Consider the following 18,881-nt stretch of genomic DNA (forward strand, 5'->3'; position numbering starts at 1 on the left):
AGGGGTTCCATCGTCGGTGTTACCTCGGGGGGGTTTTTCGCGTGCATAGCCGCCGGGAAGTTGGGGGACACGGAAACCACACCCCCCCCCCCCCCCCCCCCCCCGCCGCCCGCGCGCTCAGCAGCCCGCCGATGCGCGGCAGCCGGGCGATCGGCTCGGCGAGCTCAGCGAGCCGACCGGCGGTCAGTGCGGCGTGCACGGTCGGGTAGTCGAGCTGCGCCCGGCTGCGGACCCGGGCGCGTTCCAGCCGGGTGTCGACCAGTGCGCCGTCGGCGGCCAGGTCGAGCGTCCACACGACGGCCGGCCGGACGGCGTCGGAGGTCGGCCTCCGGCGGCGGTACGCGCGACGCAGCCTCGTCCGCCTCGGGGGGGGTGGGGGGGGGGGGGGTGGGGGGGGGGGGGGGTTGGGGTTGGTGTTTTTTTTGTTTTTTGTTTTGGTTGTGGGGGGAGGCCGTTCTTCCCCCCCCCCCCCCCCCCCCCCCCAACCCGCGGAAGTCGATCCGGGACGCGGTCAGGCGGGGCAACGGCACGGATCATTCCTAATCAGCCGGCCGCCACGGACGCGCCGGTGGCGCGTCGGCGGCCGGTAGGTCAGGGTGTGCCGATGCGGCGGCCGTGCGCCCTGGTCAGCGGCCAGCCTTGCGGGCGGTCTGGGTCCCCGCCTTCTTGGTGGTCTTCTTCGCGGTCTTCCGGGTGGCCGCCGCCTTCTTGGCGGTACCCCGCTGAGCGGGGGTGGCGTTCTTCGGTGAAGTGGCTCGCTGCACCCGGCCAGCGGTGCGTTTCGTCGCGGCTGCCACCTTCTTCCCGGCCCGGCCGGTGGTGCCCTTGGCCGGCGTGGACCTGGTCGCGGTCGTCGTCGCCGTGGTTTTCGCGGCCGTACTCTTGCCTGCGGTCGCGGTCTTCCTCGCCGGGCTGGTCTTGCGCGCGGTGGCTGTCGTCTTCTTGGCTGGAGTGGTCTTGCGCGTTGTGGCCGTCGTCCTGCGCGCCGCCGGGCTGGTCTTCTCGGCCGCAGCCTTCTTCGCCGTCGGGCTCGTCTTGCGCGCCGTCGGGCTGGTCTTCTTCGTAGCGGGTTTCCTTGCCGCCGTCGCGGACGCCTTCCGTGCGGACGTCTTCTTCGCTGCCGGGCTCGTCTTCTTCGCCGCGGTCTTCGTGGTGCCGGTGCTCGACGCCCGCCGGGTGGCGGGACGGGTCGCGGCTTTGGTGCCAGCAACCATGGCTTTCTCCTCCTTGCGGACTTTCAATGGATTTGTCCCCTATGGAGACTGTGGAGTCTCCGGAATCCGACCCAGGTAGGCCGGACCGGCCTAGTCCTGCTCCCCGGTCCAGCGGGCGTCCTCGGTCTCCCACTCCTCGTTACGTTCCGACACCCGCTGCAGCGCCTGCTCAGCTTCGGCCTTCGAGGCGTAGGGACCGAGCCGGTACTTGGCGGCACACAGGTCCGCCCCGGACTCCACGCGCTGATGACGCAGGCACCAGAAGTACTCGCCATCAGGTCCGCTGTCGCTCACGGAAACACTGTGCACGGAAAAACGGCAAAGCGCCACCGTTTCGCGCAAAATGTCCATGCCTTTCCATCATAGACGCAAGCCATTCCTATCCGACGCCAACACTGCCCAATTGGCGCTCCGACCCGGAAAAGGCCTACGGCACAGGCAATTCCGCTGAGGGGGTACGCCTGCACCGGCAGCGGTGGTGCACGCTGGGAACCGGTCGTCGTTCGATGGTCGTCGGGCGGAACGGCGCGCCGATACCCTCCCATCAAGGAGGGAGTCCATGCGATCCGGACGCCTGGTGCAGACCGCGTTCACCGACCTCCGGGCAACCCGTGCCGGCGCCGTCAGTCCACACCGGCCGGGAACGCGGTCTCGATCAGCCGCCGCAGCCCGTGTCCGTCGTCGACGGTCACGTCCGGCACCCCGTCGGGCTGGCCGCGTTCCCGACCGGTGCGGGCCGAGACCATCAGCACTGCGGCACCGGCACCGGCCCGCCGCGCGCACGGGATGTCCCGGGCCGGGCTGTCCCCGACGAACCAGCAGTCCGCCACCGGTACGCCGAGTGCCCGCGCCGCGAGCCAGGCGACCTCAGGGTTGGGTTTACGCACCCCTGCCTCGTCGCTGTAGATCTGTACGGCGAACCGGTCGCCAAGACCGACAGCGTCCAGGAAGTCGCGGTGCGCGGCACCGCACAACGTGTTGCTGACGATCGCCAGCGGCAGACCGGCGTCGGCGGCGACGTCCAACGCGGTACGGATACCGGGGCGTACCGCCCAGTCCGCACGCCGGGTCCACGCGTAGCTCAACGCGGTCGCCTCGCGCAGCACCGCGTCGCGGGCCGGGGCCGGCCAGCCGGGTGTGATGAACTCCCGCCAGACCTGTTCGTGGCCGTACTCCCGGGGGCGGTCCTGCTCGCCGATCCGGTCCCGCCAGGCGGCGTACTCGCGTTGCCCGTCGATCAGCGACCGGGTGATCCGCTCGGCGGACAACGCGTCGCCGACGAGCGCGCAAAGCCGGTCGACCAGGTGGGTCGGCTGCGGTGACATCGAGGGGGCATCGACGATGACTCCGCCGAAATCGAGCAGCAGGGCGCGAGGGGTGGGCAGCATCCGACCATCATCCCCGGCGGGCGGGCTCGCCGGCGACTCCGGACCCCGCCATGTTCACGCAAACATCGCGAGCACTGCTAGTGTCAGCACGGCTTCCGGCGTACCCCCGGCACCGGGCATCGCCAACACCGGGAGAGGAAGGTGTCGACGCCCGATGAGCTCGACCGCACCCGACCCGCCGGGGCGTCGCCCACGCCGGGTGTCGATGGCCGACGTGGCCCGGCTGGCCGGGGTCTCCACCCAGACCGTCTCCCGGGTGTCCACCGGGCACCCGGGAGTCGTCCCCAGCACCCGCCAGCAGGTCGTCGCCGCGATGCAGCAACTCGGCTACCGACCCAACAGCGCCGCCCGGGCGCTCAAGTACGGCGAGTTCCGCACCATCGGCGTGATCACCTTCACCCTGTCCACCACCGGCAACAGCCACACCGTGGAGGCGATCGCCACCCACGCCGCAGCCGAGGGTTACGTGATCACGCTGATCCCGGTCGCCGCTCCCACCCAGGACCGGGTGCTCGGTGCCTTCACCCGGCTCGGCGAACTCGCGGTCGACGCGGTCATCGTGATCATGGAGGTGCACCTGCTCGACACCAGCACCGTGCTGCTACCTCCCGACGTGCACCTCGTCGTGGTCGACTCGGATGCCGGCGACCGCTACCGGGTGGTCGACACCAACCAGGCCGACGGTGCCCGGCAGGCCGTCCGGCATCTGCTCGACCTCGGCCACCGTACGGTGTGGCACGTCGCCGGGCCGCCGGAGTCGTACGCCGCAGAGCGGCGGGCGGCCGCCTGGCGTACCACCTTGTCGCAGGCCGGCCGCCAGGTGCCGGCGCTGCGCCGCGGCGACTGGTCGGCCGGGGCCGGTTACCGGGCCGGACTCGAACTGGCAGACGAACCGGACTGCACCGCGATCTTCGTCGCCAACGACCAGATGGCGCTCGGGGTGCTGCGGGCCTTGCACGAACGCGGCTGGGTGGTGCCGCGTGACGTCAGCGTGGTGGGCTTCGACGACATCGCCGAAGCCGGCTCGTTCATCCCGCCGCTGACCACCGTCCACCAGGACTTCGCCGAGGTCGGCCGGCGCTGCGTCGAGGCGGTGCTGCACCAGGTCCGCACCGGCACCGCGCAGACCGGCACCACCCTGGTGCCGACCCGCCTGGTGGTCCGGGCCAGCACCGCCGCCCCGCCGACGGCACGCTGACCCAGCGGCGCCGACGGCACGCTGACCGGATCCCACGACCGGTCAGTGCGCCGTCGGCACCGCCCGTACCGAGACCCCCCGGGGCGGCAGCGTTTCGGCCGGACCGACCAGCGGTACGCCCGCCACGTCGGCCAACGACACCGGCTCGTCGGTCCGGTTGATCAGGAACCAGTGCTCGCCCCGGACGGCCAACTCGACCCGGCCACGCAGCCGCTCCGGCAGGTCGCTGCGCACCCCGGCGGCCGTCGCGAACCGCGCCAGTACAGCGGCCAGATCGGACACCCCGAGCCGGGTGGAGACGTAGCCGGCGGAACCGGCACCGACCGTACGGCGGGTGACCGCCGGCCGACCGGCGTACTCGCCGGTGCGGTACGCCGCCAACACCTCGACCTGCGGATCGGTCACCGTGACGCGGTCGGTCCACAGCTGCCCGGTCGCGCCGGTGTCCAGCACCACCTGTGCGCCGTCGGGCAGCGGGCCGAACTCCTCGATGCGCAGGCCGAGCAGATCCCGCAGCGCCCCCGGGTACCCGCCCAGCCAGATGTGGTCGTGCTCGTCGACGATGCCGGAGAAGTAGGTGGTCACCAGGTGACCACCGGCGGCGACGTAACCGCGCAGCCGGTCGGCGAGCGCCGCCGGCACCAGATGCAGGATCGGGGCGACCACCAGGCGGTACCCGGAGAGATCGGCGGCGACCGGCAGCACGTCGGTCCGGATACCGAGGGCGAGAAACGCCGAATACCAGTCGAGCGCCTCCTGCCGGTACCGCAGCCGCGACGTCGGATGGGAGTCCTGCTCGCAGGCCCACCACGATTCCCAGTCGAACAGGATCGCCGCCGGTGCCGGCGTGCGCGGGCTGCCGGCGACACCGGCCAGGTCGGACAGCGTACGGCCGAGCTCGGCGACCGAGCGGAACAGGTCGCTGTCGGCCCCGGCGTGCGGCAGCATCGCCGAGTGGTACTTCTCCGCCCCGGCCGCCGACTGGCGCCACTGGAAGAAGCAGACCGCATCGGCGCCGTGCGCCACATGGGTCAACGAGTCCCGGGCCAGTTCTCCGGCGCGTTTGGGCAGGTTGACCGGCTGCCAGTTGACGGCGCTGGTGGAGTGCTCCATCAGGAACCACGGCCGTCCGCCGGCCAGGTTGCCGGTCAGGTTGGCGGAGAAGGACAGTTCGTCGAGGGCCTGCGGTCCCGGGTGCACGTAGTGGTCGTTGGCGACGAAGTCGACCTCACCCGCCCAGTCGGCATAGTTCATCCCGGACGACTCCCCCATCACCATGAAGTTGGTGGTGACCGGCATGTCCGGGGTGACCGCCCGCAGCACATCGCGTTCGGCACGCAGGTGCTCCCGCAACGCGTCGGAGGAGAACCGCTTGAAGTCCAGCTGCTGGGTCGGGTTCGGGTAGGAGGCGGCCTGCCGGGGCGGCAGGATCTGGGTGAAGTCGGTGTACCGCTGCGACCAGAACGCCGTACCCCAGGCGTGGTTGAGCGTGTCGATGTCGCCGTAGCGGTCCCGCAGCCAGGTCCGGAACGCGGCTGCGGCGTCATCGGAGAAGTCGTACACGTTGTGGCAGCCGAGTTCGTTGGAGACGTGCCAGGCCGCCAGCGCCGGGTGGTCACGGTAGCGCTCGGCGATCGCCCGGACCAGGCGCAGCGCGTACGCCCGGAAGATCGGCGAGGTGGGCCGCCAGTGCTGCCGGGCACCGGGCCACACGGTGGCGCCGTGCCGGTCGACCGGCAGGATCTGCGGGTGGGCGGCGGTCAGCCACGGCGGCGGCGAAGCGGTCGCGGTGGCCAGGTCGACGGCGATGCCGTTGGCGTGCAGCAGGTCCATCACGTCGTCGAGCCAGGCGAAGTCGAACTCGTCCGGGCCGGGCTGCAGCCGTGCCCAGGAGAAGATGGCCAGCGAGACGATGTTCACCCCGGCGGCGCGCATGGCCGCCACGTCGTCGTCCCAGACCGACCGGGGCCACTGTTCGGGGTTGTAGTCGGCACCGTAGCCGATCCGGGGGCCGCCGTTGCCCGGCCAGCGCAGCCAGCGGTAGTCGCCACCGAATGCCACGTACGTCTCCTCGCTTCTGGGGGGGTGGGTGCGCGGGCCCGGCACCGGCCATCGCGGCGGTGCCGGGTCCGCGCCGGGTCAGCTGACGGCGAAGCCCTGGTCGGTGCCGTAGCTGACGCAGGTGTCCCGCCAGGCGTCGAGCGCCCCGGTCAGCGGGCTGTCCGACACGTATGCCTGCCCGACGGTGTCGTTGAACACGCTGTTGGCGTACACCTGGAACGGTAGGTAGGACCAGCCGTCGACGACGTTGCCGGCCGACTCGGCGAAGATCTCGTTGGCCTGCTGCCCGCCGAAGTACGCGAACTCGGTACCGAGGAACTCCGGCGACTGCAGCTGCGCGGTGGTGGCCGGGAAGGCACCGCCGTCGACCCGGATCTGCACCCCGTCGCCGGCGTTGGCGTACTCGATGAAGCCGTACGCCAGGGCCTTGTTCGCCGCAGCCGAGGGAATCGCCAGCGAACTGCCGCCGTTCTCGGCGCTGGCGGTGCCGCCGGCGTCCCACTGCGGCAGCGAGGCGACCCGCCACTTGCCGGCACCGTCGGCGACGCCGGAGATCAGGTTGGCCGGCATCCAGGCGCCGGTGGCGAGGCTGGCGATGGTCCCGTCGGCCAGCCCCTGGTACCACTGGTCGCTCCACGAGCTGACCGGGGCGAGCAGGTCCTCGCTGATCAGCTGCTGCCAGGTGTCGGCGAACCGGGCCGAGCCGTCGTCGGTGAAGTCGATGCGCACCTCGGTGCCCTCGACCTGGAACGGCTGGCCGCCGGACTGCCAGATCAGGCTGGTGGTGAATCCGGCGTCGCCGACGTCGTTGGTGATGTACACCTGCGGGTCGGCCCGGTGCAGTTCGCGGGCGGCGTCGACGTACTCCGCCCAGGTGGCCGGCACGTCGATGCCGTGCTCGTCGAACACCTCCTGGTTGTAGAACAGCGCCATCGGGCCGGAGTCCATCGGCAGACCGTGGACGCCGCCGCCGGTGTTCACCGACGACCAGGGTCCGGGGGTGAAGGTGTCGGCCAGGTCGCCGGCCCCGTAGCCGGTGAGGTCGGTGACCGACCCGGCGAGGGCGAACTGCGGCAGCGCGTAGTACTCGATCTGGGCGACGTCGGGCAGCCCGTCACCGGCGGCGATCGCGTTCTGCAGGGCGGTGTACTGGTCGTCGCCGGTGCCGGCGTTGACCAGCTCCACGGTCACGTTCGGGTAGGCGGTCTGGAAGTCGGTGACGACCTCGGCGAGGGTCGGCTCCCAGGCCCAGACGGTCAACTCGCCGCCGGCCTCCAGGGCGGCCTGCACGTCGGCGGCGGAAACCTGCTCGTCACCGGCGGAGCCGGTCGGGTCGTCGCCGGAGCCGCAACCGGCCAGCGCCAGGGTGGCCGCCGCAGCGATCGCGACCGCCCGCACAGTGGTGCCGTTCATGGGGTGTCCCTTCGGTGATGGGTGGTCACTCCTTGACGCCGCCGGCGGCCAGACCCGACTGCCAGTAGCGCTGCAGGAGCAGGAAGGCTGCCAACAGCGGCAGGATGGTCAGCAGCGACCCGGTGATGACCAGGTGGAACACCGGCTGACCGCCGGCGGTGGCGGCCTGGGCGTTCCAGGCGTCCAGGCCGAGGGTCAGCGGGTACCAGTCCGGGTCCTTCAGCATGATCAGCGGCAGGAAGTAGTTGTTCCAGGTGGCGACCATGCTGAACAGCAGCACCGTGACGATGCCGGGAGCCAGCAGCGGCAGGCAGATCTGGAACAGGGTGCGCATCTCACTCGCCCCGTCACAGCGCGCCGCCTCCAGCAGCTCGTCGGGGATCGCCTCGGCGGCGAAGACCCACATCAGGTAGAGCCCGAACGGCGTGATCAGCGACGGGATGATCACCGCCCACGGGGTGTTGGTCAGGCCGAGGCGGCTGAACATCAGGAAGGTCGGCACGGCCAGTGCGGTGCCGGGCACGGCGACCGCGCCGATGACGATCGCGAAGACCGCCCGTCGGCCGACGAAGTCGAACTTGGCCAGGCCGTACCCGCCGAGGGTGGCGAGCAGGGTGGCGCCGCCGGCCCCGGCGACCACGTACAGCAGGGTGTTGCCCAGCCAGCGGAGGAAGATCCCGTCGTCGTAGCGCAACGTCTCGACGACGTTGTCCCACAGTGCGAAGTCGTCGGCTAGCCACAGACCGAACGACGAGAACAGGCCCTGTTGCGACTTGGTGGCGTTGACCAGCAGCCAGATGAGCGGGACGAGGCTGTAGACGAGGACCATCCCGGTCAGCGCGGTCAGGGTCAGGCTACGTCCGGGTCTGCGCACCCGGGTGGGGGCGGGCCGCCGCACCCGGGCGGGGCCGGGCGTCACTGCCCCTCCCGGATGCCGCGCAGCTGGACAAGGTACGCGATCGCCATGGTCACCAGACCCATCACGATGGCGACAGTTGCCGAGTAGTTGTACTGCTGCCCGGAGAACGACAGCGAGTACGCGTACAGGTTGGGGGTGAAGTAGGTGGTGATCGCGTTGGGTGCCAGGTGCTGCAGGATGCTCGGTTCGTTGAACAGCTGGAAGCTGCCGATGATGGAGAAGATGGTGGCGACGACCAGTGCGCCCCGGATGGCCGGCAGTTTGATGGCGCGGATGACCCGCAGCTGACCGGCGCCGTCGACCTCGGCCGCCTCGTACAGCGACGTCGGAACCACACGCAGCGCCGAATAGAAGATGACCATGTTGTAACCGACGAACTCCCAGGTGACGATGTTGCCGATGGACAGCAGCACCAGGTCGGGGTGCAGCGGGTCGGGCAGCGTCACGCCGAGCGCGTCGTTGATGTTGCCGACCAGCCCGAACCGGGTGCCGTACATGAAGCCCCACATCAACGTGGCGACGACGGCCGGTACGGCGTACGGCAGGAAGACCGCGACCCGGAAGAAGCTCCTGCCGTACAACCGGCCGCTGTCGATGGCCAGCGCCACCAGCAGCGCGAGGAACAGCATGATCGGCACCTGGACGGCGAGAAAGACGGCCACCCGGCCGAGCGCCGACCAGAACTGCGGGTCCGTCAGCGCCCGCTGGTAGTTGTCCAGCCCGACGAAGGAGTTGCCGCCGATCAGTTGCCGCCGGTAGAGGCTGAGGTGGATCGCGTAGCCGATCGGCGCGATGAAGACGAGCGCGAAGACCAGCATGAACGGCGCGACGAACTGCCAGCCGGCCAGCGAGCGCCGGCGCGGCAGCCTGCGGGGTCGCGCCTGAGGAATGGTCATCACGCCCAACCCTTGGTAGCCGAAGGCCTTGTTTGCGCAAACATCGACCACAGCCACGTGATGTTTGCGCAAACATCGGGGTCCGATGTTTGCATCGCCCCGGCCCCGCGTCAACCCCGGCCCGTCAACCCGTTCAGCTGGGCACGGACCGGCTCGGCGTCGGGATGCCGCAAACTGTCCAGGATGCCCACTGCCGCGCCCCAGCACGCCTCGGCCGCCGCCAGATCTCCGGTGTCGTAGCCGACGTCGCCCAGGTCGCTGAGCACCAGCGCCTCCAGATGCCGGTCACCGAGCCGACGGAACAGCTCCAGCGCCTCCTGGTAGCAGACGGCGGCCTCGTCCGGGTCACCGAGATGCTGGTACGCGTACCCCAGGCTGTGCCAGGTACTCGCCTGCCCGGGCCAGTCACCAAGCTCCCGCAGCAGCTGCAACGCCCGCCCGCACCAGTCGAGCGTCTCGGCGTACTCGCCGAGCCGGGCGTGCTGCCAGCCGACCACATTGAGCGCCTTGCCCTCCCCCCGCCGGTCACCGGCCGCCGCGTACAGCTCGTACGCCGTCCGCCCGTGCGCCAACGCGTCGCGGTGCCGGTCCTGGCGCTCCCGCAGCAACGACAGGTGCAGGTGGGTGAGCCCCTGCCGGGCGAGATCCCCCCGGCTCTGCTCCAGCTCCAAGGCAGCTTCAAGGTGATGATGCGCCTCGGCGTGCCGGTTGGTCCGCAGGTACGCGCGGGCCAGGTTGCGATTCGCCACCGCCTCCGCGGCGATGTCGCCGACCCGCCGGGCCAACTGCAACGCGGACCGCTGCATGACGGTCAGCGCCGACCAGTGCCCACCCCGGTCCAGATAGGTGTACGCCACCTGAGTCAGGTGCAGCGCCTCGGCCCCCAGCCCGGCGACGACAGCCGCGTCGAAGACCGCATCCAGGTTGGTCTGCTCGATGGTGAACCAGGTCAGGGCCGCTTCGCTGTCCGCCGGGTACTCGGCGACGACGCCGGGGCGGGCCGGACCGGGCACCGGCGGAGCGGGGTTCGGCTGCAGGGTTCGGTCGGCATGATAGGCACTGTGGACATAGTGGTCGACCAGCCGCCGCAGGGCGGCGTCGAGCGCCGACCCGGTTTCCAGCTGCCGGGCCCGCTCTGCGGCGTAGACCCGCAGCAGATCGTGCAGACCGTGACGTCCACCGGGGTACGCGTTGAGCAGGTTCGCCCGGACCAGCTCGGCAAGCAGCAGTCGCACCCGCGCCACCGGCAGACCGGCGAGACTCGCGGCCACCGGGGCCGACACGGTCGGACCGGGATGGACGCCGAGCAGCCGGAACAACTGCGCGGCCGAAGGGCTCAGCGCCTGGTAGGACCAGGAGAAGACGGCACGTACCCCGAGCTGCGGGTCGTCCGGCGCCAACGCGTCAAGGCGATGCTGGGCGGCCCGCAACTCGGTGGCGAGTGCCACCAACGGGATCTGCGACGCGATGACGGCACGCGCCGCAACAACCGCCAACGCCAACGGCAGGCCGGCGCACCGGGCGACGATCTCGTCCACCGCCGCCGGTTCGGCGGCGCACCGCTGCTGTCCTATCCGCCGCCGCAACAGCTCCGCCCCGTCCACCGGATGCAGCAGGTCGAGGGACAACGGCTGGGCACCGTGCGCGGCGACCAGGCCGGTGAGCTGGTTCCGGCTGGTCACCACGACCAGGCACTGCGGCGAGCTGGGCAGCAGCAGCCGTACGTGAGCACTGTCACGGGCGTTGTCCAGCACGATCAGCAGCCGACGATCGGCCAAGGTGGTGCGGTACAACGCGGCCTGAGCGTCCAGATCGGTCGGCGCCTGGGCCGGCGGTACGCCGAGCGCGTCGAGCAGCAGCCGCAGGGCGGTCGCCGGCTCGGTCACCGCCCCGTCCGGGTCGAACCCACGCAGGTTCAGGTAGAGCTGCCCGTCGGGGAACCGGTCGGCGACCTGGTGCGCCCACTGCACGACGAGGGTCGTCTTGCCGACCCCGGCGGTGCCGCTGACCGCCACGATCCGGACCGTACCGGCCGGGGCGGTCCGCCGCGCCGGCCCGGTGTCCGGCGCAAGCCGGTCAAGCTGAGCCATCTCGGTACGGCGGCCGCTGAAGTGACCCAGCGCGGGCGGTAGCTGCCGGGGCACCACCCGGACCACCGGGTCGACCGCCGGCACGACCGCCGGGTCCGTCGTCACGGGCGCCCGACGGCGCTCGTCGACCCGGTCCCGGGCGCTGGCCAGCACCCCCCGCTCGATCGGACTGGCACCGAGCAACCCGACCAGCACGTCGAACCGGTCCGTCGGCGGCAGCGTCTTCCCGGTGAGATACTCCGCCACCGCCGTGTGCGACCAGCCGGCGCGGGTGGCCAGCACCCGGTAGGACAGCACCCGCTGGCCCTCGCGGCGGGCGTGCCGCCGCCGCAACGCCCTCAGCAACGCGGCGAGGTCGTCCACTGTCCGTACCCCGGCGGCATCGCGTACCAGCCGGTCGGGCGGCCGCGTGTCCACTCTATGCACCATCGCGACTCTCACGACCCTCACTGGTCAGCCAGCACTGTGGCGACCCGCCGTGCGACGACCCGCTCCGCAGCGGATGCTAGTCGGTGTACGCCGATGTACGGAGATGATCGTGATCACCCTCCTGCCCCCGGTCGACAACGCACCCTGAACGTGTACGGATGCACACCGGACAGAGAGGATGCCGGCCGATGTACTGGTCCACGCGGGTTCGCGGGTAGCGACGGCTTACTACGGTCAGGCGGCGGGTGACCGGACGGGGCCCCGGTCACCCGCGTGTTCGTTCCCGGCGTACCGCCCACCGCCAGGCCCGCCGGCCGGCAGACTGGGTCGATGGACGACGAGCCGACCATCGGACACCGGTCGGTCCGCTGGCGGACCTGGGCGCCGCTGACGGCGCTGACCGCCGTCGTGCTGGCCGGCGGCACGCTCCGGCTCGCCGGCGCCGGCCCTGCCGCCGACGGGGTGTGGGCGGCCGCCACGGTCGCCGCGCTGCTGCCGGCGCTGCGCTGGATGGGTCAGTCGCTGCGCCGGCGGCGGATCGGCGTCGACGTCATCGCCGTACTCGCCCTGGTCGGCGCGCTGCTGGCCGGCGAATACCTGGCCGGCGCGGTGGTGGCGCTGATGCTGGCCAGCGGGCACACCCTGGAGACGTACGCGCAGCGACGGGCCGGCCGGGACCTGCAGGCGCTCGTCGCGCACGCGCCGCGTACCGCCCGGCGGCGGGCCGCCGACGGTACCGTCGCCACCGTCGACGTGGGTGAGATCGCCACCGGGGACCGGCTGGTCGTCGGCCCCGGGGACGTGGTCCCGGTCGACGGCGTCGCCGAGGAGCCGGCCACCCTCGACGAGTCGGTGGTGACCGGCGAGTCGCGGCCGGTGGAGCGGGCCGCCGGGGAACGCGTCGCCAGCGGGGTGGTCAACGCCGGGACCGCGTTCGCGCTGCGCGCCGTCGAGACCGCGCAGGGCAGCACGTACGCCGGGATCGTCCGGCTGGCCACCGAGGCCGGTGCCGGCAAGGCACCGACGGTACGCCTGGCCGACCGGTACGCCGCCGCGTTCGTCCCGTTCACCCTGGTGCTGGCCGGGGCCGGCTGGATCGTCTCCGGTGAGTTCGTCCGCGCGGTCGCGGTACTGGTCGTCGCCACCCCCTGCCCGTTGCTGCTGGCCACCCCGGTCGCGATCGTCGCCGGGCTGTCCCGCGCCGCACGCCGCGGCGTGCTGGTCCGCGACGGCGGTGCGCTGGAGCAGCTCGGCCACGCCCGTACCCTGCTGGTCGACAAGACCGGGACGTTGACCACCGGCAGGCCGGAGACCGCCGACGTGGTCACCGGCGACGGGGCCGACCCGACCGAGCTGCTGCGGCTGGCCGCCTCGGTGGAACAGCTCTCCCCGCACGTACTGGCCGGCGCGGTGGTCCGGGCCGCCGGCGACCGGGGCCTGCGGTTGACCGCCCCGGCCGAGGTCACCGAGGATCCCGGCCGGGGCGTCCACGGCCGGGTCGACGGCCGTACGGTGCGGGTCGGCCAGCCGGACGGGCCGCTGCCGGACTGGGCGGTCCAGATCCGGGACCGGGCCGAAGCGGACGGGCTGTCGGCGGTGTGGGTCGGCGTGGACGGCGTACCCGCCGGGGCGATCCTGCTGCGCGACCCGGTGCGGCCCGATGCCGCCGGCACGGTGCGGCGGCTGCGGCAGGCCGGGTTCACCCGGCTGGTCATGCTGACCGGCGACCGGAGGGAGGTGGCCGAGCGGGTCGCCGCGCAGGTCAAGGTGGACGACATCGTTGCGCACTGCCCGCCGCAGGAGAAGACCGCCCGGGTACGCGACGAGTCCGCCCGCGCGGTGACGGTGATGGTCGGCGACGGGGTGAACGACGCCCCGGCGTTGGCCGCCGCCCACGTGGGCGTGGCGGTCGGCGGCACCGGAACCAGCGCTGCGGCCGGGGTCGCGGACGCGGTACTCACCGGCGACCGGCTGGACCGGCTCGCCGACGCGGTCGACATCGCTCACCGGTCCCGGCGGATCGCGGTGCAGAGCGCCTCGGTCGGCATGGGGCTGGCGGTGGTGGCGATGGCGGTCGCCGCGTTCGGCCTGCTGCCGCCGGTGGCCGGCGCGTTCACCCAGGAGGGTATCGACGTCGCGGTGATCCTCAACGCGCTGCGCGCCCTGCGCCCCGGACACCGCCCGACCCGCTACGCCGTGACCCAGGTCGGGCAGTGACCCTGGTTCAGGCCGCCAAAAGGTCCGACAACGCCGCCATGTGCGGCACCTGGCCACGGTGCTGCCGAGCCTGCAACACCAGGTTGGCCACGACCAGTGACGGGTCGACCTGCGGCACACTGATTCCGAGGTGCCGGCTGACCCAGGGGGCGACCTCGCTCCACCGGTAGAACAGCGCGCCGTCGCGGGCCGGATTGACCGGCGGCGGGAAACCGCCGGGGCCACGCTCACCGGTGACGTACCGACGGATCGACTCCCAGCTCTGGCCAACTCGCTGCGCGATGTCCGCCAGCGTCACCAGGTCCTGGTCGATCAGCCGCAGCGCGGTAAGGCCGACCGACTCGACGGCTCGGACGGCTGTCGCGATCGCGTCCGCGATGGTGTCCGCCTGCCGGTCGAACTCCGCGACGGGGAGTCCGCCCTCGACGCCGAAGGCCGCGTCGTCACATCCGGCGGCGGCGAACAGGGCATCGACCTCGTCGTCTGTCGGACTTCGATCGAGCACGAGAGTAAAGGTGTGTACGGTCAACGTCGCACTCCGCATCCCGGGTATGCCGTGCCTACAACACACCCGGGGGCGGTGCACTTTTGCACCACCCTCGGGTGTCGATCGGTGGCGGGGCGGCGGTAGCCTCGGGGCGCGTGGACGTCGGCGAGATCATCGGGTTGCTGAGCAGGGTGTACGCCGCAGCGAACAGCCACGTCGACGACGCCGGGCAACACGTGCACCGCGTACCGTCGACGATCCCCGCCGCCGACCTGGCCGCACTTGCCGCGCACGGCCTGGCGCCGAACACCTTCCGCCGGTTCGAGCACGACGACGCGGTCACCGGACTGCGCCGGCTCGCTGCCGCCGTACCGGAACGGGTCGCCGCCGACGCCTTCGTCGCCGGGCTGGGCAGCGCGTCGCGCAGCTGGCGGGCGGTGCTGCCGGCGTGGGCGCTCGGCACCACCATGCCGGCGCATCCGGGTCCGATCGGCGACCGATGCTGCGACGTCTGCTCCCTGACCGCCGAGACGACCCTCGACACCACGCTCGCCTGGTGGCAGCGGGCCCGGTCCGGGTCACTGCTGCCCGGCGACGTGTGCGGCTACCTGCTGACGTTGGAGTCGGCGACCCCGCCGCTGCCGGCACCGCAGCCGTACGACGTGTGGGTGCTGCACGAGATCCTCGACGTGATCCGCTCGCTGCCGGCCACGACCCGGGCCGGCGGGGCGGTGCAGGCGCTGCGGGCAGCCGGGCTGCTGCCCGGTGCCGACAAGTGGACGTACCGGTCGCTGTTGGAGGATCTCGCCTTCGTCGGCGTCCTGCAGACGGCGGACCATCCGGGGATGCTGACCGCGTTCACCACGGCCCGCGATCGGGACCGGCGGCCGAGCGCCCGGGTCGAGGTGGACGCGCCGCTGTCGTTCTGGCGGGCCGCCGACGGGGTGACCGAGTCGCTGGCGCGGCGGCTGTTCGGGCACCTGCCCCGGCCAGCCGACCGACCGCCGGCACCGACCTCAGTGTCAGCGAAGCCGGTGTCAGCGCGGCGTGGTGCCCGGTCGGCGCCGCTGCCGGTGGCGCTGCGCGGCGAGGTCCGCGCCGGCGACCTGTACGCCGTACGCTGCTGCGAGGACGCATGGGTGCTGGCGTACTGCCATCGGGTGGACGATCGCGGCGGCCGACGGTACGGCCTGGTCGAGTATCTCGACGGGGTGTTCGCCGCCCAGCCGACCGCCGCCGATGTGGACGCCACGGTCGACCGGCGGCTACGCGGCCGTGGGTCGGACCGCTGGCAGATGTGGACGTCGCGGTTGGACGCCACCACCGGGGTACGCCGGATCGCCCGCGACATCGCTGCGCCGGTCGACGATCGGCCCGCGCCGGAGCGGGTGTCCACCGGCGGAGCGAAGGACCTGGCACACCTGGCATCGTGGTGCTTTCCTGGCATGTGACCGGTTTCTGGCACATGGTCGCGGGGCACATCCGGCGGTACGGTCCGATGCCGATCAACATGGCTGTCGCCGACAGCCACCCGTTGTCGAGAGGAATGAGCCCTCCATGCGTGTTGCCCGTACCGCCGCCGTGGCCTGTCTGATCCCCGCCGCGCTGACCCTCGCCGCCTGCGGCGACGCCGCGCCAGATGCGGAGCCGACCACCGACACGTCGCCGACCGCCAGCGCAGCGCCGACCGCCGATGCCGACCCGTCCGGCACCGGATCCGACGCGCCGGGTGACGGCGGTACGGCCGCCTGCGCCAGTACCGACCTGGCCGTCGACGTGATCTTCCAGAAGGCCGGGGTGGCGATGCTGGCGCTGACCAACGACTCAGCGGCACCGTGTCAGCTCGACGGCTGGGTGACGCTGGCCTTCGAGCGCGCCGACCGCAGCCCGGTCGACGTCGCACAGCAGCAGGTGGAGCAGCCCGGGCCGCCCGTGGCGACCGACCTCGATCCGGGCGAGTCCGCGTTCGCCGGCGTCAAGTGGGTTACCTGCGACCCGGCGTCGACCGACTGCGCGGTGGCGACCACGGTCCGGGTCGGCGCGCCCGGTGACAGCACGACGGTGGTCGCCCGGACCGTCGGTCTGGACGGCGAAGAGGCAGTCGGCGAGTTGCCGATCGCCGACGTGCAGATCGGCTCGATCCAGCCGTCCACCCAGGGCGTCGTCGCCTGGTAGACCGAGTTCAGGTCGCCGCTACCCGGCAACCCTCCGGCGGATCGTGTCGCGGGAGGCGGTCACCGTACGGCGTAGTTCGTCGATGTCGACGTCGACCAGCCGGCCGCCCGCCTTACGGACCCGGCCACCGACCACGACCGTGTCGATGTTGCGGGCGTCGGCGCCGAGCACCAGCGTGCCGACCGCGTCGTTGAGCGGCATCGTGTTGACGTCGTCGGCCCGGACCACCAGCAGGTCCGCCTGCTTGCCGGGGCTGATCGAGCCGGTGACGTCGCCGAGCCCGTTGGTCCGCGCGCCCTGCGCGGTGGCGAAGTCCAGCACGTCGCGGGTGGTGATCCGCTGCCCCACGGGGTGATCCGTGCCGTACGCGGCGTGCACCGCGCGCATCCGTTGGATCGCGTGCAGCGCCCGCATCTGGGTGAACATGTCGCTGGCCAGCGCCACTTCGACGTCGATGCTGAGCCCGGGTCGCACGCCGACGGCCAGTGCCTCGTCGATCGCCGGCACCGCCGTCTCCAGCCCGATCTGCGCCTCCGACGTCGGGGCCAGCGACACGGTGGTCCCGGTGTCGCCGATCGCCCGCCAGGCCCGCCCGGTGAGCCCGGTGGCGTGGATCAGCGTCACGTCCGGGCCAAGCAGACCAGCGGTCGCCCAGCTCTCGATCGCCGCCGACGAGGATTCGCCGAACACGGCGTCGATGCTGACACCGATGCCGAGATCGCGAGCAAGTGCCGCCAGCTCCGGCCCGTACGCCAACGCCGATCCGGCGATCTCGTCGGTGGCCAGCGCCGCCAGCCGTACGGTCACCAGAGCGTCGTTGGCGCCGTGGAACTTCTCCCGCAGCCGGACCAGGTCGGCGGGCCACTGCTTGTCCCAGTCGCCGAAGTGTGGACCCATCGAGGCGTGCACGCCCCGGATGCCGGTGTCGACCAGCGCCTGCACCGCCGCGTCCGAGTGAGCCGCAGTGCGGGAGTTGTGCGAGAAGTCGAGCATCGTGGTGATGCCGGCGTCGAGGGCGGTGAGCGCCGCGAGCCGGGTGCCGACGTACATGTCGTTCGGGGTGTACGCGGGTGCGACGCCGGCCAGCGTCGACATCACGTACTCGCCGAGGTCGCCCACGTCGGGGATGCTGCGGCGCAGCTGCGCCTGCCAGGCGTGCCGGTGGGTGTCGACGAAGCCGGGGCAGACGATGCCGCCGGTAGTGTCGACGACGGTCGCGCCGGCCGCTTCCGGGTGCGACCGCAGGTCCGTGCCGACGGCGACGATCCGGTCGCCGCTGATGAGCACGTCACCGGAGGCAAGGTCACCGATCGTCGGGTCCATCGTGACGACCGCGCCACCGCTGAACAACGTCATGGTTCGCTCCTTGTCGCAGGGTGGGACCTGTCCACCGTGCGGGCCGGTGCGACGGCCAACCAGGCCGGGCGTAACCAGGGTGTGGTGCACCCTGGATGGCCGGAGCTTGCGCTGGTTAGCGTGGGTGGCATGCCCACCACCGCGCTCGGCGCCTTTCTGGTGGCCCGACGGGCCCGGCTCACGCCGGGCGATGTCGGGTTGACCTTCAGCGGCACCAGGCGGGTCGCCGGCCTGCGCCGCGAAGAGGTCGCGGTGCTGGCCGGGGTGAGCGTCGACTACTACACCCGACTGGAGCAGGGCCGGGAACGCCACCCGTCGGCGTCGGTGCTGGATGCCGTGGCCAGGGCGCTCGATCTCGACGCCGACGCCCGCGACCACCTGTTCCGGCTGGCCGACGTCACACCCGGCACCGGCCCGCCCGCAGGTAGACCAAGGTCTACGGGAGCTGCTCGACGCCTGGCCGGACACCCCGGCGATCGTGGTCGACCGTCGGCTCGACCTGTTGGCCGGCAACGCGCTCGCCGACGCGTTCTACGCCGACTTCACCGAGCCGGACAACTTGGTGCGGATGACGTTCCTGGACCGGGCCGGCCGGACCTTCTTCGTCGACTGGCGCCGCTCCGCCGAGGCGTGCGTGGCGAACCTGCGCCTCGCCCTCGGTCACGACCCGCACCGCCGGCGGGCCCACGACCTGGTCGAGGAGGTGGGCGCTGCCAGCGCGGAGTTCCGCCGGCTGTGGCAGCGCAACGACGTACGGGGCAAGACCCATGAGGCGAAGACGTTCCGGCACAGTGTGGTCGGTGAGTTGACGTTGACGTACCACGCGTTCGATGTGCGTGGAGCCCCTGGTCAGCAGCTGATCGTGTACCGCGCAGCGGATGATCGCAGCGCCTCAGCGCTGCGGCTGCTCGGCACCCTGGCCGCGAGCAACTGGCTGTCCTGATGCAGAAATTTCTGTGCCAGATTTTCGACGGCAGGACCTCGTACTGACAAGTGTCTGTTTTGGACCAGAGTCGATCGGCGATTGATGACCAGCCC

General features: G+C 71.9%; 18 protein-coding genes and 1 pseudogene. 8 read left to right on the top strand and 11 right to left on the bottom strand.

Going from position 1 to position 18,881, the window contains the following annotated elements:
- Nucleotides 1-19: 19 nt before the first annotated feature.
- Nucleotides 20-295, bottom strand: a complete 276-nt coding sequence (locus ACXAHD_RS14210) for a hypothetical protein (RefSeq protein ID WP_475051028.1) — start codon at nucleotides 293-295, stop codon at nucleotides 20-22.
- Nucleotides 296-372: 77 nt separating this feature from the next.
- Here ACXAHD_RS14210 and ACXAHD_RS14215 point away from each other — a divergent pair, with 77 nt between their 5' ends.
- Nucleotides 373-543: a hypothetical protein gene (locus ACXAHD_RS14215; protein WP_475051030.1), complete on the top strand. Its 171-nt coding sequence runs from the start codon at nucleotides 373-375 to the stop codon at nucleotides 541-543.
- Nucleotides 544-626: 83 nt separating this feature from the next.
- Here ACXAHD_RS14215 and ACXAHD_RS14220 read toward each other — a convergent pair whose 3' ends face one another.
- Nucleotides 627-764 (bottom strand): hypothetical protein, encoded by a 138-nt coding sequence (locus ACXAHD_RS14220; RefSeq protein WP_281550792.1) that lies wholly within the window; start codon nucleotides 762-764, stop codon nucleotides 627-629.
- 10 nt (nucleotides 765-774) lie between these two features.
- Between ACXAHD_RS14220 and ACXAHD_RS14225 the strand changes: the two genes are divergently transcribed.
- Nucleotides 775-1,293: a hypothetical protein gene (locus ACXAHD_RS14225; RefSeq protein ID WP_281550793.1), complete on the top strand. Its 519-nt coding sequence runs from the start codon at nucleotides 775-777 to the stop codon at nucleotides 1,291-1,293.
- 11 nt (nucleotides 1,294-1,304) lie between these two features.
- On the opposite strand, the gene ACXAHD_RS14230 is transcribed toward ACXAHD_RS14225, so the two are convergent.
- The gene (locus tag ACXAHD_RS14230) at nucleotides 1,305-1,508 is read right to left on the bottom strand and encodes an SPOR domain-containing protein (RefSeq protein ID WP_281550794.1); all 204 of its coding nucleotides are present in this window, start codon (nucleotides 1,506-1,508) and stop codon (nucleotides 1,305-1,307) included.
- A 329-nt stretch (nucleotides 1,509-1,837) separates the two neighbouring features.
- Nucleotides 1,838-2,602, bottom strand: coding sequence for an HAD family hydrolase (locus ACXAHD_RS14235; RefSeq protein ID WP_281550795.1), 765 nt, complete (start codon nucleotides 2,600-2,602; stop codon nucleotides 1,838-1,840).
- Between the two features lie 154 nt (nucleotides 2,603-2,756).
- On the opposite strand from ACXAHD_RS14235, the gene ACXAHD_RS14240 reads away from it, so the two are divergent.
- Nucleotides 2,757-3,800: a LacI family DNA-binding transcriptional regulator gene (locus tag ACXAHD_RS14240; RefSeq protein ID WP_475051034.1), complete on the top strand. Its 1,044-nt coding sequence runs from the start codon at nucleotides 2,757-2,759 to the stop codon at nucleotides 3,798-3,800.
- Between the two features lie 42 nt (nucleotides 3,801-3,842).
- On the opposite strand, the gene ACXAHD_RS14245 is transcribed toward ACXAHD_RS14240, so the two are convergent.
- From ACXAHD_RS14245 to ACXAHD_RS14265, 5 genes are all read right to left on the bottom strand, one after another.
- A complete protein-coding gene (locus ACXAHD_RS14245; protein WP_289213287.1) occupies nucleotides 3,843-5,861 on the bottom strand; it encodes a beta-galactosidase in 2,019 nt (672 codons plus the stop codon).
- A gap of 78 nt (nucleotides 5,862-5,939) precedes the next feature.
- Nucleotides 5,940-7,274: an ABC transporter substrate-binding protein gene (locus tag ACXAHD_RS14250; protein WP_475051037.1), complete on the bottom strand. Its 1,335-nt coding sequence runs from the start codon at nucleotides 7,272-7,274 to the stop codon at nucleotides 5,940-5,942.
- 25 nt (nucleotides 7,275-7,299) lie between these two features.
- A complete protein-coding gene (locus ACXAHD_RS14255) occupies nucleotides 7,300-8,103 on the bottom strand; it encodes a carbohydrate ABC transporter permease (protein ID WP_289213609.1) in 804 nt (267 codons plus the stop codon).
- A gap of 86 nt (nucleotides 8,104-8,189) precedes the next feature.
- A complete protein-coding gene (locus ACXAHD_RS14260) occupies nucleotides 8,190-9,089 on the bottom strand; it encodes a carbohydrate ABC transporter permease (protein ID WP_281550799.1) in 900 nt (299 codons plus the stop codon).
- A gap of 110 nt (nucleotides 9,090-9,199) precedes the next feature.
- Entirely contained in the window at nucleotides 9,200-11,596 is a 2,397-nt protein-coding gene (locus ACXAHD_RS14265) for an ATP-binding protein (RefSeq protein WP_475051039.1), read from the bottom strand.
- Nucleotides 11,597-11,938: 342 nt separating this feature from the next.
- On the opposite strand from ACXAHD_RS14265, the gene ACXAHD_RS14270 reads away from it, so the two are divergent.
- Complete coding sequence (locus ACXAHD_RS14270) at nucleotides 11,939-13,825, top strand: heavy metal translocating P-type ATPase (protein ID WP_475051041.1); 1,887 nt, start codon at nucleotides 11,939-11,941, stop codon at nucleotides 13,823-13,825.
- 7 nt (nucleotides 13,826-13,832) lie between these two features.
- Here ACXAHD_RS14270 and ACXAHD_RS14275 read toward each other — a convergent pair whose 3' ends face one another.
- Nucleotides 13,833-14,354, bottom strand: coding sequence for a hypothetical protein (locus ACXAHD_RS14275; RefSeq protein WP_281550802.1), 522 nt, complete (start codon nucleotides 14,352-14,354; stop codon nucleotides 13,833-13,835).
- A 113-nt stretch (nucleotides 14,355-14,467) separates the two neighbouring features.
- On the opposite strand from ACXAHD_RS14275, the gene ACXAHD_RS14280 reads away from it, so the two are divergent.
- Together ACXAHD_RS14280 and ACXAHD_RS14285 are read left to right on the top strand one after the other, a co-directional pair.
- The gene (locus ACXAHD_RS14280) at nucleotides 14,468-15,763 is read left to right on the top strand and encodes a hypothetical protein (RefSeq protein WP_281550803.1); all 1,296 of its coding nucleotides are present in this window, start codon (nucleotides 14,468-14,470) and stop codon (nucleotides 15,761-15,763) included.
- Between the two features lie 106 nt (nucleotides 15,764-15,869).
- On the top strand, nucleotides 15,870-16,487 hold the full coding sequence (locus ACXAHD_RS14285; protein ID WP_281550804.1) for a DUF4232 domain-containing protein: 618 nt from the start codon (nucleotides 15,870-15,872) through the stop codon (nucleotides 16,485-16,487).
- An 18-nt stretch (nucleotides 16,488-16,505) separates the two neighbouring features.
- Here the strand turns inward: ACXAHD_RS14285 and ACXAHD_RS14290 are convergent, their stop codons facing one another.
- Nucleotides 16,506-17,843, bottom strand: a complete 1,338-nt coding sequence (locus ACXAHD_RS14290; RefSeq protein WP_475051044.1) for an amidohydrolase family protein — start codon at nucleotides 17,841-17,843, stop codon at nucleotides 16,506-16,508.
- 129 nt (nucleotides 17,844-17,972) lie between these two features.
- On the opposite strand from ACXAHD_RS14290, the pseudogene ACXAHD_RS14295 reads away from it, so the two are divergent.
- Nucleotides 17,973-18,164, top strand: a pseudogene (locus ACXAHD_RS14295) (helix-turn-helix domain-containing protein); the annotation flags it as partial.
- A gap of 10 nt (nucleotides 18,165-18,174) precedes the next feature.
- Nucleotides 18,175-18,786 carry an MmyB family transcriptional regulator gene (locus ACXAHD_RS14300; protein WP_348650061.1) on the top strand — a complete coding sequence of 204 codons (612 nt, stop codon included), beginning with the start codon at nucleotides 18,175-18,177 and terminating at the stop codon, nucleotides 18,784-18,786.
- Nucleotides 18,787-18,881 lie beyond the last annotated feature (95 nt).

It is taken from the genome of Micromonospora sp. ABR4_055 (assembly GCF_056160425.1).

What these genes read in the sequence shown, in the direction of transcription:
- ACXAHD_RS14290 (WP_475051044.1), bottom strand. Translation starts at nt 17,843, where the DNA reads ATGACGTTGTTCAGCGGTGGCGCGGTCGTCACGATGGACCCGACGATC.
- ACXAHD_RS14300 (WP_348650061.1), top strand. Translation starts at nt 18,175, where the DNA reads ATGCCGTGGCCAGGGCGCTCGATCTCGACGCCGACGCCCGCGACCACC.
- ACXAHD_RS14240 (WP_475051034.1), top strand. Translation starts at nt 2,757, where the DNA reads ATGAGCTCGACCGCACCCGACCCGCCGGGGCGTCGCCCACGCCGGGTG.
- ACXAHD_RS14285 (WP_281550804.1), top strand. Translation starts at nt 15,870, where the DNA reads ATGCGTGTTGCCCGTACCGCCGCCGTGGCCTGTCTGATCCCCGCCGCG.
- ACXAHD_RS14270 (WP_475051041.1), top strand. Translation starts at nt 11,939, where the DNA reads ATGGACGACGAGCCGACCATCGGACACCGGTCGGTCCGCTGGCGGACC.
- ACXAHD_RS14260 (WP_281550799.1), bottom strand. Translation starts at nt 9,089, where the DNA reads ATGACCATTCCTCAGGCGCGACCCCGCAGGCTGCCGCGCCGGCGCTCG.
- ACXAHD_RS14255 (WP_289213609.1), bottom strand. Translation starts at nt 8,103, where the DNA reads ATGGTCCTCGTCTACAGCCTCGTCCCGCTCATCTGGCTGCTGGTCAAC.
- ACXAHD_RS14250 (WP_475051037.1), bottom strand. Translation starts at nt 7,274, where the DNA reads ATGAACGGCACCACTGTGCGGGCGGTCGCGATCGCTGCGGCGGCCACC.
- ACXAHD_RS14235 (WP_281550795.1), bottom strand. Translation starts at nt 2,602, where the DNA reads ATGCTGCCCACCCCTCGCGCCCTGCTGCTCGATTTCGGCGGAGTCATC.